The sequence below is a fragment of the bacterium genome (genome assembly GCA_008933615.1).
Taxonomy (GTDB): domain Bacteria; phylum CLD3; class CLD3; order SB21; family SB21; genus SB21.
Genome location: WBUR01000030.1, coordinates 17,263 through 30,897, shown reverse-complemented (window position 1 = coordinate 30,897; position 13,635 = coordinate 17,263). Strand labels below are relative to the sequence as shown.

Here is a 13,635-nt window from a genome sequence, read left to right as displayed (position 1 = left end):
TTACTTTCCCTTATTAATTAGAAATTCATGAATAATCATATACTTTCTTACACTCTCCGTGATCGCTTGTGCCGAAAGCGTCGCACCTGCCACATTGGGGATTCCACGTTTAGGATAAATGTCGTTTTGCAGAGTCTTGTTCTTGAATTGATCCATCCACTTTTTTGGCGGCAGATAATCTTCCGGTTCATAAAATGCCAGCATTTCAACCGCCTTCACTGATCCGTCCGAATTGAGTACGATCATGAATGTTGCCGGATGCGTTCGAACAGTTTGCGTTTCAAAAAATGCAACGCCTCGAATATTTCCTTCTTCACGGTATTCGTAATACGTCAGAATTTTAGAATCAACTTTAGCCCGTGCTTTATCTTGAATTTGCCGTACCTGATCGTCCGTGAGAAATATGTTTTTGCGGAATACATTTTGTTTGTTCGGAAAATGCAAATGCAGCGCTTCATCTTTTGTCATGTAAACTTGGGCGTGAGCCGGTGTGTAAGTCAGCAGCAGCAGTAAGCAAAAAACAGATCCGATACTGCCGGTAACTTTTCCGTATGGGTTTGGCAAACTCATTAAAATGGATGCTCAAGTGAGAGGTAAAAAAACGCACGTTTTGTTTTCTTTCCGCTGAGTTCCATCGGTACGCCCAATCCCGGAACAATCTGTAAAGAACCTAAATTGTGAGCATACCTAAACCCGGGAATGACTGTATAACTCGCCGAATTCTTTACTTGTCCGGCCATAATTTCGTCATCAAAAGTGGATACAAATTCTACCAATACATTAAAATTGCTTTTTACTAACCAGATTACACTGGCGCCTGCATTATAGCTCCACAGTGTCTCTTTTGTTGTTCCGGAAGATACACCGGGCATAATCGCCGCACCGGCATTGACATGAAGAACCCAAGAAGGACTGATGCGTTTGCTTAGAGGCAGATTGACTTGATATGCCGTTTTGCCTGAACCAAGCCCCTTCTTTTTGTCGCCGGTTGGCAAGATGACCGTGAGGCGCGGGGAAATGGCCGCCCACCGGGCATCATCCCATAACTGGTAACGATAGTTTACGGCAACGTCGCCAAATCCCACAACTGAATTACCGTTCAACCACGTATACGGTATGGAATAACTGAGTTGGTGGGTTTGAGTAAAAAGCGGCCATTCCTGTGTCAGAGCATATTCCCATTCTTTTAATTTTTTTGCATAACTTAAGTTTGAAATATGCTGTACTACGCGCGGTTCCTGATTGTAAGCTTCTTCAATCAGAAACGAATTATCAGAAATGACCGCATCCTGAGCCTGGAGGTGGAGCGTGCACATCATTAGAAATGCGATGAGTTTATTTAGTTTCATAAGGCCTTCAAGTTTGATTTTGTTTTGTATATTGTTGGTTTATCCTGTTTGGCTGAAAAAAAGTAAAATCGAATCATGCGCATATTTCGGCGGTCAATACCTGTCAAGTTTTCGAGAATCTGTTTGGTCAGATACATGTGTCATAGTAAGCGCTGCAGCTTTTAAAAAGTACCGCACTTCCCTGCGTTTAATCGTTTGATCCATCCGACGAAGTTCGGCCCACACCGGACAATGTTTGCAGGCTTTTTTCTTTTTATAATTTTTGCAGCAATCGTTATGCACGTGATCTATTCTTTAAAGGATAATTCAAGAATTACCTCGGAGACACGAAAAAAGAAAGTTATACGAAGACAAAAAATTATTCCTCATTTTGCTACTTCCTGCCTTGGTGTCATCATGCTTTAAAAATCTTGAATGTGAGTCCTCCATTAAAAAAGATAATTAATTGCCAAATTCCATTGATCATTCCCGGTTTTCTTTTCATTAGCGTTATTTCGGAAATCAAATTTAAAAGCCACATTCGGATGCGGTTTGTACGAAATGCCGACCGTCGTGATCATGCGTTCGGATTCAGGATCGCGCGACAGTCCGCTGGCAACATCGGCTTGGGTGTCAAACGATTCATATTGAATATACGGCGCAAGATAGTGAGCCGTCCCCGCTTTGATCAGCGGCATGACATCATAACCTGCAGCCACGTACCAGCCTTTCATCGTTTTGCCTATCGTTTTTCCGAACTCCTGATTGAATAGTTTAGTGCCGGTCAAGTTGTTTTGTACATACAAAGCGCGCGTTTCCAGGCCCTTCCACGACCATTCCGCGTGAGCGCTCAAAATTGTCACGTTCGGTTCCCACCCTTTTAGGGAGTCAACGATGGTTTGATTGGCATTGCCGGAATAGAAACTTGTTCCGAAAATCAGTCCGCGAACGCCCGAATATTCGAATTTTGCCGTAAGGGCAAAATGCTCAACATAGGCTTTTGAACCCAATTGTCGCCCGTCTCGGATACCGTCTTTAGCGGTAAAATTGGTTGCATCAAGGCCTTCGACCACATACGCCCGGTATTCGAGGCCTGAAAAGATCTCTCCGTATAAGCCGATTCCGTTGCCACGCCAGGTGGTAGGAATAATGCGCTGTTCAACCTGGGGACGCAGGGTCCCGAAAAAAGTCGAGGGTTCGTGTTTTTCATTGATAATACCCACCGGGATAAGCACCATACCCGCACGCAGATTGGCGTGTTTGTTAAACATCAGTTCGATATAACCGAATTCCATCCCAACTTCTCCGATAGGTTTTCCGCCGCGCTGCTTACCGGTATAGCCGTGTTCGAACTCGATTTCGGAATTAAAAAGGATTCGATCACTGAAGCGGTATCCGAAATACAGGATATTACGCAGGTAATCGAATTGATCCTGCGATGACGACATGGATTTATCGTCTCTTTTTCTTGAATAATTTTCATAAACCAATTCTCCGTAACCGGCAATGGAAACGCCTTGGTCAACCTGGTATACTTTGGCCGCCGCAGGGCCGAGGCCGCGGGACGATGCGTATTTGATCTCAGCAACTTTTCCAAGCTTCAACCTTTCGATCTCTTCAGTCAAGATGTCGATTTTTCTGTTCACTTCTTTTAGCGAATCTTGAATGGATTGAGCTTTGAGCGGTGCTGAGATTAGAGCAAGTAATAATAACGGTGTGACAACTCTCATAGTTCTCCTAAATATGATTGAGACAAATTCTCAACGGCAATTAAAAAAATAATGTTCAACAAGCCTTGAACATTTATTCATTTGAGATTTATTCTCAATACAAAGTTTAAAAATTATGCCCAGAATTGCTCGGAGCATTTTTGTTTTTATAATTGAGATTTATTCTCAATTATAATCCTAAAATAAAGCCCTTAACATCCAATGGCTTTATTGATTGAGATTAATTCTCAATAAATTTGACGGCACTATAATAAACAAAAAATGCCCGTTTGTCAAGATGTTTTATTTCTTTTGTTTAATTTGAACGTGGAATTTGTTAGAAGCAACTGCTTACTTCTCAAAGACAATTAGCATGCAAGCCTGTTTATGATCACTCTAAGCTGGAATTTCTACGAGCGCCAACCAATTTAAAAGCAATGAAAAAAATGCGAAAATCCATAACCCGTTATCGCAATAATTGCATTTAAGGCTTTAAAAAAAGCCGAAGCCACTTAAGCTTGTCCTTGTAAGGCGGATACTTGACCGGCAGATCAAGCCATGTCCCGCTGCGGGTGATGCTTTTCCGGTGTGAAAAAATTTCAAATCCGTTCTTCCCGTGATAGGCTCCCATCCCGCTGTATTCGATCCCGCCGAATGGAAGATTCGGATTGGCATAGTGAACGAGCGTATTATTGACGGCGCCATTGCCGAATTGCAATACCGTCACGAACCGTTTTTCGTGATCTTTATTCTTGGTAAAAACATACAGAGAAAGCGGGCACGGGTGACGCCTTACGATGGAAATCGCATGATCGATGGAATCGAATTCGATCACCGGCAGGATCGGCCCGAATATCTCTTCGGCCATCAAAGGGTGTTCCGGATCGGAGATCTCCATCAGAGTAGGCTGAATGAACAGTTTTTCTTTTTCCTTTTTCCCTCCATACAGGATCTTTCCGGTGACCAAAAGCTTCTCCAACCTCAAAAAATGCCGCTCGTCAATGATCCTGGCCATATCGATATCATTGGATGGATCGTTGCCGTAGGTTTCTTTAAGCGTCTTTAGCAAAAGCCCGGTGAATTCCGTTTTTACATTCTTGTGAACCAATACATAATCCGGTGAAATGCAGGTTTGGCCGGCATTGAAGAACTTGCCCCAAACGATCCGTTTCGCGGACACTTTGAGGTCACAACCTTCATCCACGATACACGGCGACTTGCCGCCCAATTCCAGTGTGACCGGAATGAGTTCTTTTGCCGCTTCGGACGCAATTTTTTTTGCTACAGGCACGCCGCCGGTATAAAAAATGTGATCAAAGCGGAACTTAGACATCATCATAGGAATTACGGTATGCCCTTCGCCCTGCACTACGGCAACATGTTCCGGCGAAAAACAGGCCGTGGCGATCTTCTCAACCACGGCCGCGCTTGCCGGGGAGAATTCCGACGGTTTTACTATCGCACAATTTCCGGCCGCGACCGCCGCGATCAGCGGATTGAGGCTCAGCTGCACGGGATAATTCCACGCGCCGATGATCAGCACCACGCCTTTCGGTTCATATTGAATATAACTCGAAGAAGGAAAATGCAGGATCGGCGTACCGACGCGTTGCGGTTTTACCCACGAGCGGATACGTTTGAGAGCAAAATTGATCTCGTCATACAGAAACCCGATCTCGCTGGCATAGGTCTCGAAAGCCGGCTTTCTGATATCTGCATCCAAGGCCTCAAAAATATCTTTTTCATGTTGGCGAATGGCATCCTTCAAACATTTGAGCATTTCAATGCGGTGTTCAACATTACGTGTGGCTCCGCTCAGAAAGAAGTTTTTTTGCCTTTCAATGGTGCTTTGGAATTCTATGGCATCCATAAATTAACTTGAATTTTAGTTTTGTAATGAGTAACAATGAAAAAATGAAGTACCAATGAAATCAATCGTTTTAAACCAGGGATACGTTACTATCCCGATGAAAATACGAAGAAAATTTGGAATTCAAAAGGGAACCGTCGTACATTTCTCAGAGATAGATGGAGAAATTAGAATAATTCCGATTACTCAGGAATGGATACAATCAAATGTCGGTTTCATGAATACAAAAGGGAAATTGCTAAAAGCTCTCATGAAAGAAAAAATGCGACAACGTTAACTGTAAAATTTTTCCACTGGCAGTCTCGTAAATTAAAAATTTAACATTTCCAATTCCCTTAAATCCCCTCTTCCGCCAACACATAGCTCATGATCGCCATTGCAACTGCTCCTGCTTCAAGTTCCCTTTCATTCACTTTATCAATCGTATCGAGATCAGAATGATGGTAATCAAAGTAGCGGTGCCAGTCAGGGCGCAAACCTATGGTCGGAACGCCCAGTTTTTTTAATTCTGAAATATCCGCACCGCCGTGACCCTTGACGATCTTGTCGGCTTCCAGTGGCGCCAACACGTACGCCCATTTTGCGATCTTCGGCAGCGCGAGGGAATCCGCGTCCACTGTGAAAGCTCGCGGCGAAAATCCGCCTGCGTCCGTTTCGATCGCGGCAATGTGTTTTTCATTCGGCCGTTCCATTTTTGCATACGCCTTGCCGCCGCGTAGACCGTTCTCCTCGTTCATAAAAAGCACCACGCGGATCGTGCGTTTCGGGCGCAATCCCTGCGCTTTGAGCAAACGGATCGCTTCGAGACACTGCACGACGCCGGCACCGTCGTCATGCGCGCCATGCCCTTTGTCCCAACTGTCAAGATGCCCGCCGATAAGTATGATCTCATTTGGTAAGGAGCTTCCGCGCAATTCCCCGACCACATTGGCCGATTCCACATCCGGCAGAATCTCACAATCCATTTTGATCCGGACTTTTACGAACGGTTCTTTTTTTAGTATTTCGCTCAAGGCCTCTGCGCCGACGGTCGAGATCGCGGCAGCCGGAATTTTCGGAATGGAATCAACGTAATTCATCGCGCCCGTATGCGGCACATCGTCCAACCGCGTTGTCATAGATCGAACAATCACGGCCGCCGCGCCCATTTTTCCCGCTTCCATGGCCCCTTTGGAACGCTGATCCACCGCGCCGCCGTAAGCTTCTCCAGGAAAAAACTTTGTCCGGTCCATCGGACGATTATAAAATACGATCTTGCCTTTCACCTTATCGCCGAGTGCGTGAAGTTCCTCAAACGATTGAACCTCCACCGCTTCTGCTGTGATGCCTTCTTTTGAAGTACATATACTTCCGCCCAGCGCGCAGATTGTCAACGACCGAATTGGCATACCGCCAAATTTCACAACCACCAATTCTTCCGTTTTCCCCCGAACCCAATGCGGAACTGTCACAGGCTCCAGCCGGACATTGTCAAATCCCAGTTCTTCCATCTTCTTCCTGCCCCACTCAACTGCCCGCGCCGCTTCGGGTGAACCGCTCAGGCGCGGCCCGATTTGAACCGACAGTTCATATAACATGTCGTAGGCCGGATAGTTCTTCATACCTTCAGCGATCATTTTTACAGTCAGGGAATCGTAGGGCGGTCTTTCAGCATAGTGATGGGTTTTCTGACAGGAAAATAATTGCAGGCTCACCGCCAGTAAAGCGACTAATTTTTTCAGGCGCATGGGTACCCTTCCTTTTTACTAAATAATTTACACAAGAGTCAAGTAGGTTCAATAGGTGTTTTTGTAGCAAAAAAAGATTTTCTCCATCCATTAAAATTTTTAGGCAAAGTAATGATAATCACGGAGCCGATAATTACTGCCGAGGCCAGGATTGTTCGCATAGAAAGTTCCTCGTTCGCCAGAAGCCACCCAAAAATAACCGCTACAACCGGATTAACGTAAGCGTATGTTGTCACCTTCGACGGAGTACTGACTTTGAGCAGCCAAATGTATGCGGAATAACCGATCAATGACCCGAACGCGGCCAAATACGCTAATGAAAAAAAAGAGCGTGCAGAAATATCACCTACGTTTAATCTGTTCCATTCTCCCGTTGCAAAGCCGAGAATAATCAGCAGAATTCCGCCGCCGATCATCTGCATAGACGTATTCAAAAATCCGGACGACGGAACTATCGCTTTCCGCGAGTAGAGCGAACCGAAAGACCATGACAGCGCGGCTATTAGTAATGCGATGGCGCCGATCGGGTCGATTCGTTCCCCGCCCGCCAGTTCTTCCGGCCCAATAAGAATCGCCAATCCAAACAAACCGAGAATAATTCCAATGAATTCACGAAAACCGGGACGTAAACTGTCTTTTTGAAGCCAGCTTAAAACCATGATCCATAGCGGAACGGTTGCCACCAAGAGCGCCGCTAATCCTGACGGGACATGTTGTTCCGCCCAGGTTACGCCCCCATTGCCGCCGAGCAGCATCAGCCCGCCGAGAATGAATGCGGAACGCCAGTGTGTTTTTGTTATTTCGGTTTTCTCACGCTGCCGCATGATAAAAAAAAGAAATACTCCGGCGGCAAGATGGCGCGATCCCGCCATAAAAAAAGGAGGAATTGTTTCCACGCCCCATCGAATGGCGAGATACGTCGAACCCCATATAAGATAAAGCGAGAGAAATGCCAAAACCACTTTAACGCGATGGCTCATTAATTGGTCCATGTTTGCCCTCGGAATTTAGCCGAATGTTTTCTAGAGATTGAACATAATCCCATATTTCCATTGAGTCAAGTTTCATTATTCAAAAAACATTCGGACAATTGAATATTTACTCTTTTTTTCTTAATTAATGAAAAATCGCGGTCACAATCCACCCGTTACTTGCTGAGATCCATATTTATGATTTCTTAACAAGGAGAAAAAATGAAAACTTTTTTCAAACTGATGGCGCTTGTTTTACTTCTCAACGTAATTCGTTACGTTGCCGGATTCCCCTTAGAAGCATGGCTTCTCTTTGACCGTATGGGAAGCGCAATGGAGAGATCGGCAACGTATTTCAATTCATCCTTTACTCTTTTCGATTGGGTCACAAGTTATTCTTATAATTTCGTTATGTGGTTTGCCTGCGTCTGGATTTTTCACATCGCGCACCCATCTATGGCGGGGCACGCTGTTATAAAAAGCCTGAAAATCTTCGGCATTCTCTTCCTGTTTTTCGCCAGCGTTAGCGCGATTTACATGAATCACTATAGCCACCCGAAGGATTTCTATTTATACAGCGTCGCCGACGGATTGATCGTTTTTGCATTGGTCGGTACAATAAACGGCCTTGTATACAAATATTTTTTTGAAAAATGAATTTTGCGTTTTGATTTTTTTGCCATATATTCTTCTTAATACCCTGTTAAAAAAAGTAACTTTTACGTTACGATTTTCGTAGAAACAACTCATCTTAAATATAGCGAATACCTGTTCGCGCATTTTGCTGTTTGTCAGACCCAATTATTTTGAACCCGTCAAAAGGATAAACGCATGAAAAAATCAAAAAAGAACAGTCCAGGAAATCCGGGCGGCATCACACGCCGTAAATTTCTAAAAGGCTTCGGCATGACGTCTATTGGTATAGCGGCGGGAAGCGAAGGACTGCTTGGAACAATTCAGGCTTCCTGTGCACCGGCACAGGGTACCATCGCAGGCCCGGATGCGCAGCAAATTTCATTGCGTGTGAACGGCAAGAACCATCGGGTGCTGGCCGAGCCCAGAACCACTCTGGTTGAGGTTTTGCGCGATCAACTTCATCTGACCGGAACGAAAACCGGCTGTGAACGCGGCGCGTGCGGAGCATGTACCGTAATTCTCGATGGCAAAACACAGACGTCCTGTATGACACTGGCGATGGATGCCGTTGGCGCAGAAATCGAGACGATCGAAGGTTTAGAAAATAGCGGCAAATACCATGCTCTACAGGAGGCATTCATCGAACATGACGCCATGCAATGCGGATTCTGCACGCCCGGCATGGTGATGAGCTGCAAAAACCTTTTGGATCATAATTCCAAACCAACATTAGATGATGTAAAATTAGCCACCAGCGGAAATCTTTGCCGGTGCGGAACTTATCAAAACGTATTTGATGCGGTGATGAAAACAGTTAAGCAAGGTTAACCCCAGATGCTTTTTTATTTTAGTCAGTTGGCCTTGATCGTTTTCGCCTTTTTCTTTGCCGGCTGTTCCGGCAGCAAAACCGTGTACCGCCATAACGAGGTGAACATGGATTCAATTAAAAAAGAATTCATCGAAAAAAAAAGAGCCGTGCAGCTTCGGTTTTTTGTTCAGAAGGATCTGATGTATGAAGAAACCGGATACATCATTTCCTCCCCTAAAGAAAACTATATCACATTTCAATATTATGAACATAAACAGAGAAAATTTGTTGATGTGGATCTGCCATTAAAAAATATCAGCGAAATCTCATTTAAAAAGGGCGCTTTTGAATTTGATCGGAGCGCAAAAATTGCCGGAACCGTCGCGATTGCCGTTTCCATAGTCATCGCGATAGGCATTTGGACGCAATAACAAACTGATGAGGACTGTATGAAAGCGATAACTTTTTTATATGTCATAGCGATTGGATGTCTTTCATTTCCTGCTTTGGCTCAGGAATCGTCCACCGTCCTTTACGATTATGCGCTTCTTAAAAGAGAGTACATCGGTAAAAATGAGATCTTCACGATTCAATACAGAAATGAAACCGGTAAGCCCCAACGGATTGACGGATATATCCGGGCTTCTGCCAACGACAATCAAATTATCGTGTATGTATTTAATTCTACTAACAGAAATTACGACCTAGTGGAAATTTCTCTCTCAAGCATTCAGTCTATTGTTCGTTCCGATTCACAAAAGACACCGGCCGCAGATAAACCCAGGATGTTTTCCAAAGGCAGCCTTTTGAAAGCGGTCGGCATCGTTCTAATCTCTGCAGGTTTAGCGCTGATTATTTTTCATGATAATTTATAATGTCTGTTTTACAGTTATAAAGGAGTTGCCATGTCCAAATCCGTAACGCTCAAAGTTGGCGTCGAAAAAAATCTGAGAGAGTTAAAAGCCGACATACCGGATAACACGCCGAAACCATGGGATGGCGGAGATGAACTTAAATTCATCGGAGGACGTTCTACTCGCACTGAGGGCAAGGACAAGGTAACAGGTCGAGCTAAATATACTTTCGATATTCAGTTGCCCGGCATGCTCCACGGATATTTTTTGCGGTCTCATTTCCCCGCGGGCGTGATCAGAAAGATCGATATATCCAAAGCGGAAAATTATCCGGGCGTTAAATCGGTGATACTCATCCAGGACAAACTGCCGATGATCATTCGCTTCGCCGGACAGGAGATCTGCGCCATCGCTGCGGAGACAGCGCATCAGGCGCACGAGGCGGCAAAACTAATATCGATAGAATATGATACACGTAAATTTGTTTTAACTGCCGAGCAAGCCAAGTCGCCCAAATCGCCGGTGGTTTTTGACTCCAGTGTAGAATCTAAAACATCCGAAGGCGATGCACCGGAGGATAGCGGAAATGTTTCCCAAAAAGGAAATATTCGCGGACCTAAAGTTAGCGGAAATTTATCCGCAGTCGAAAACGCGCTAAGGCAATCCGATGTTGTGATCGAAGCAACTTACCGCACGCAAGTACAGACGCATTCTGCAATGGAGACGCACGGCGTTGTCGCGAAGTGGGAAGGCGATCAGCTTACTGTTTGGGCTTCAACTCAGGGTGTATTCAGCGTGCAGAGCGAATTGGCAGGCGTGTTTCAAATTCCGCGAACCCAGGTACGCGTGCTGACGGAACACATGGGCGGCGGTTTCGGCGCTAAGTTCGGCGCGGGCATTTACGGTATTATGGCGGCAAAGTTAGCGAAAAAAACCCAAGCGCCTGTTCGTTTTATGCTTGACCGCAAGTCGGAACATCTTGCCGTAGGCAACCGGCCGGATTCTACGCAAACGGTCAAACTCGGGGCATCCCAAGACGGATCGCTTAAGGCTATTAAACTCGTTTCATACGGAACGGCCGGCGTGGGCACGGGTGCCGGCACGTCAGGGCCTGCGAAAAATATTTATTTCAAAACGGAACATATCTATACCGAAGAATCCGACATCTTCACCAATGCCGGACCCGGCGCGGCATTTCGTGCGCCCGGACATCCGCAAGGCGCTTTTGCGATGGAACAGGCGATCGATGAAATGGCCTACAAACTCAATATCGATCCGCTGGAATTTCGAAAGAAAAATACGTTGTATGATGAAGTTCGCCAAGCCGAATATGCGATCGGCGCAAAAAAATTCGGTTGGGACAAGCGTAAAAGCAAACCCGGAGCGGATTCCGGGCCGATCAAACGCGGCGTCGGCATAGCGAATTCTGTGTGGTATTATATTTACGGTACCGGGTTTCAAGCTTCTATTCAGGTCACCGGTGACGGCTCGGTGGAACTGACCAACGGCGTGCAGGATATTGGCGGTGGAATCAAGACTGTGGTCGCCATGGTGGTTGCGGAAGAACTCGGATTGAAACCGACCGATATTATTGTCAAGATCGGCGATTCGAATTACGGGCTCGGGCCGGCCAGCGGCGGCAGTCAGACAACGGCGGGCATTACTCCCGCAGTGCGCAATGCCGCTTACTTAGCAAAAATGAAAATGTTCGATATAGCCGCGCCGCTGCTGAAAACTACGGTTGATCAACTCGCGTTAGCTGACGGCAGGATATTCATTCAATCCGATACGACAAAGGGTCTGACGTGGAAACAAGTGGCGTCGAAAATAGTCGGCGAAAAATTTACCGTAACGGGCGAACGTTTTAAAGATCACCTCCAGGCCGGACCGTTCATCGCCGGCGTTCAGTTCGCCGACGTGGAAGTCGACACGGAAACCGGCGTCGTCAAAGTGAAACGTATCGTGGCGGTGCACGACTGCGGGCGTCCGATGAATCGTCTCACGTTAGAAAGTCAGATTAACGGCGGAATTATTCAGGGCGTCAGCTATGCGCTATTTGAAAACCGTTTGCTTGACGCCCAAACGGGCATCATGGTTAATCCTAACCTTGAACAGTACAAGATAGCCGGCTCCATGGATATTCCGGAAATTGAATCGGTCGTCATCGATGTCAATCGCGGGCAGTCCAGCACCGGCGCGATGGGCATCGGCGAACCGGCAACCATTCCAACGGCCGCCGCTATTGCCAATGCGGTCTTTCATGCAACGGGGGTGCGTGTGCGTGAACTCCCTATGACGCCGGCGGTGGTTTTTAAAGCGATAAAAGGAGCATGATCGTGATTGAAAAAGTAAATATTAACGAAAAATTTTCAATGTTCCAAGATCATTGGAGCCCGAAAATCGTGGGTGAGATCAATGATACGCACGTGAAATTAGCAAAGCTCAAAGGAGAATTTATCTGGCATCATCATGATAACGAAGATGAAATGTTTCTCGTGATCAAAGGAAAATTACTTATGAGATTGAGAGACCGTGATTTGCAGTTAAATGAAGGTGAATTTGTCATTATTCCCAAAGGCGTGGATCATTTGCCTGTTGCGGAAGAAGAAGTGCACCTGCTTCTGCTTGAACCCAAGACAACATTGAATACGGGTAATATTGAGTCAGAGCGGACGCTCCGCCAGCTTGAAAACATTTAGGAGAATCATATGAATAAATTCGAGTATGCCGTTCCCAAAAAAATTGACGAGGTTTTTACTTTTCTCAAAGAACCCGGCTCCCAAATCAAAGCCGGCGGTATCGACCTTTTGGATCTCATGAAAGAAGGGCTCACGCAGCCGCAACGCCTGGTGCATATCCGTTCCTTAGAGGATCTGCACTACATCACACAGGACGGACGCCGCGGAATCGTTATCGGGCCGACCGCCACACTCGACGAAATTTCAAGCAGCGATAAATTGCAGGATGCCTACAAAGCCTTGTCGCAGGCGGCCTTGGGGGCGGCAACGCCGCAGATCAGAAACGTAGCCACATTGGGCGGTAATTTATGCCAGCGTCCGCGCTGCTGGTATTTTAGAAGCGCCGATTTCGATTGTTCACGAAAAAACGGCAAGATCTGTTATGCATTCGACGGAGAAAACCAGTACCACGCGATTTTCGGTAATGATGAAGGATGCGTGATCGTTCATCCCTCCGCAACGGCTGTCGCGCTCATGGCCCTCGATGCGAAATTGAAAATAGCTTCTGAAAAGGCGGAACGTGAGATCCCGATCTCTGAATTTTATGTTATGCCTTCGGTAAATATGGCAAGCGAGCATATTTTGAAACAAGGCGAATTGATCACTGAGATCATTATTCCGCCACTGACGCCGGGCTGGACAAGTTATTATTATAAACAAAAAGAAAAACAGAGTTTTGACTGGCCGATCGCGGAAGTTGCCGTCGTCATGCATCTACATGAAGGAAAATGCACGGATTCTCGTATCGTTTTGGGAGCTGCTGCCCCGATCCCGTGGCGTATCCAAAAAGCCGAGGCGCTGCTGAAAGGAAATATAGTTACGAAAGAACTTGCGCAGCGAGCGGCCGAGGCGGCAATGAAAGACGCCGGTCCGCTTTCGAAGAACGAATATAAAGTTCAGGTTTTTAAAACTGTCATCGCGCGTACGATTTGTTGGGCGGCGGGAATTGATCCGTTAAAGTAAACATCTCAGTTCGTTTTTCTTTCTTGCTGTT

At 46.0% G+C, this 13,635-nt stretch carries 14 protein-coding genes; 8 read left to right on the top strand and 6 right to left on the bottom strand.

What is annotated here, in order from left to right; genetic code table 11:
• From F9K33_11755 to F9K33_11740, 4 genes are all read right to left on the bottom strand, one after another.
• Positions 1 to 570, bottom strand: a complete 570-nt coding sequence (locus F9K33_11755) for an FMN-binding protein (GenBank protein KAB2878820.1) — start codon at positions 568 to 570, stop codon at positions 1 to 3.
• Positions 570 to 1,349 carry a transporter gene (locus F9K33_11750; protein KAB2878819.1) on the bottom strand — a complete coding sequence of 260 codons (780 nt, stop codon included), beginning with the start codon at positions 1,347 to 1,349 and terminating at the stop codon, positions 570 to 572. Before F9K33_11750 ends, F9K33_11755 begins: the two co-directional genes overlap by 1 nt.
• Positions 1,350 to 1,777: 428 nt before the next feature.
• On the bottom strand, positions 1,778 to 3,058 hold the full coding sequence (locus tag F9K33_11745; protein ID KAB2878818.1) for a hypothetical protein: 1,281 nt from the start codon (positions 3,056 to 3,058) through the stop codon (positions 1,778 to 1,780).
• 463 nt (positions 3,059 to 3,521) lie between these two features.
• On the bottom strand, positions 3,522 to 4,907 hold the full coding sequence (locus tag F9K33_11740) for an aldehyde dehydrogenase (protein ID KAB2878817.1): 1,386 nt from the start codon (positions 4,905 to 4,907) through the stop codon (positions 3,522 to 3,524).
• 55 nt (positions 4,908 to 4,962) lie between these two features.
• Between F9K33_11740 and F9K33_11735 the strand changes: the two genes are divergently transcribed.
• Positions 4,963 to 5,184, top strand: a complete 222-nt coding sequence (locus F9K33_11735) for an AbrB/MazE/SpoVT family DNA-binding domain-containing protein (protein KAB2878816.1) — start codon at positions 4,963 to 4,965, stop codon at positions 5,182 to 5,184.
• A gap of 58 nt (positions 5,185 to 5,242) precedes the next feature.
• Here F9K33_11735 and F9K33_11730 read toward each other — a convergent pair whose 3' ends face one another.
• Together F9K33_11730 and yedA are read right to left on the bottom strand one after the other, a co-directional pair.
• Complete coding sequence (locus tag F9K33_11730; GenBank protein ID KAB2878815.1) at positions 5,243 to 6,634, bottom strand: M20/M25/M40 family metallo-hydrolase; 1,392 nt, start codon at positions 6,632 to 6,634, stop codon at positions 5,243 to 5,245.
• 38 nt (positions 6,635 to 6,672) lie between these two features.
• On the bottom strand, positions 6,673 to 7,626 hold the full coding sequence (gene yedA / locus F9K33_11725) for a drug/metabolite exporter YedA (GenBank protein KAB2878814.1): 954 nt from the start codon (positions 7,624 to 7,626) through the stop codon (positions 6,673 to 6,675).
• Positions 7,627 to 7,827: 201 nt separating this feature from the next.
• Between yedA and F9K33_11720 the strand changes: the two genes are divergently transcribed.
• From F9K33_11720 to F9K33_11690, 7 genes are all read left to right on the top strand, one after another.
• On the top strand, positions 7,828 to 8,262 hold the full coding sequence (locus F9K33_11720; protein ID KAB2878813.1) for a hypothetical protein: 435 nt from the start codon (positions 7,828 to 7,830) through the stop codon (positions 8,260 to 8,262).
• A gap of 174 nt (positions 8,263 to 8,436) precedes the next feature.
• Positions 8,437 to 9,069, top strand: a complete 633-nt coding sequence (locus F9K33_11715) for a (2Fe-2S)-binding protein (GenBank protein KAB2878812.1) — start codon at positions 8,437 to 8,439, stop codon at positions 9,067 to 9,069.
• A gap of 105 nt (positions 9,070 to 9,174) precedes the next feature.
• Positions 9,175 to 9,480, top strand: coding sequence for a hypothetical protein (locus F9K33_11710; GenBank protein KAB2878811.1), 306 nt, complete (start codon positions 9,175 to 9,177; stop codon positions 9,478 to 9,480).
• Positions 9,481 to 9,498: 18 nt separating this feature from the next.
• The gene (locus F9K33_11705; GenBank protein KAB2878810.1) at positions 9,499 to 9,924 is read left to right on the top strand and encodes a hypothetical protein; all 426 of its coding nucleotides are present in this window, start codon (positions 9,499 to 9,501) and stop codon (positions 9,922 to 9,924) included.
• A 30-nt stretch (positions 9,925 to 9,954) separates the two neighbouring features.
• Positions 9,955 to 12,237, top strand: a complete 2,283-nt coding sequence (locus tag F9K33_11700) for a xanthine dehydrogenase family protein molybdopterin-binding subunit (GenBank protein KAB2878809.1) — start codon at positions 9,955 to 9,957, stop codon at positions 12,235 to 12,237.
• A gap of 5 nt (positions 12,238 to 12,242) precedes the next feature.
• The gene (locus F9K33_11695; GenBank protein KAB2878836.1) at positions 12,243 to 12,602 is read left to right on the top strand and encodes a cupin domain-containing protein; all 360 of its coding nucleotides are present in this window, start codon (positions 12,243 to 12,245) and stop codon (positions 12,600 to 12,602) included.
• A 9-nt stretch (positions 12,603 to 12,611) separates the two neighbouring features.
• A complete protein-coding gene (locus tag F9K33_11690; GenBank protein KAB2878808.1) occupies positions 12,612 to 13,604 on the top strand; it encodes a xanthine dehydrogenase family protein subunit M in 993 nt (330 codons plus the stop codon).
• Positions 13,605 to 13,635 lie beyond the last annotated feature (31 nt).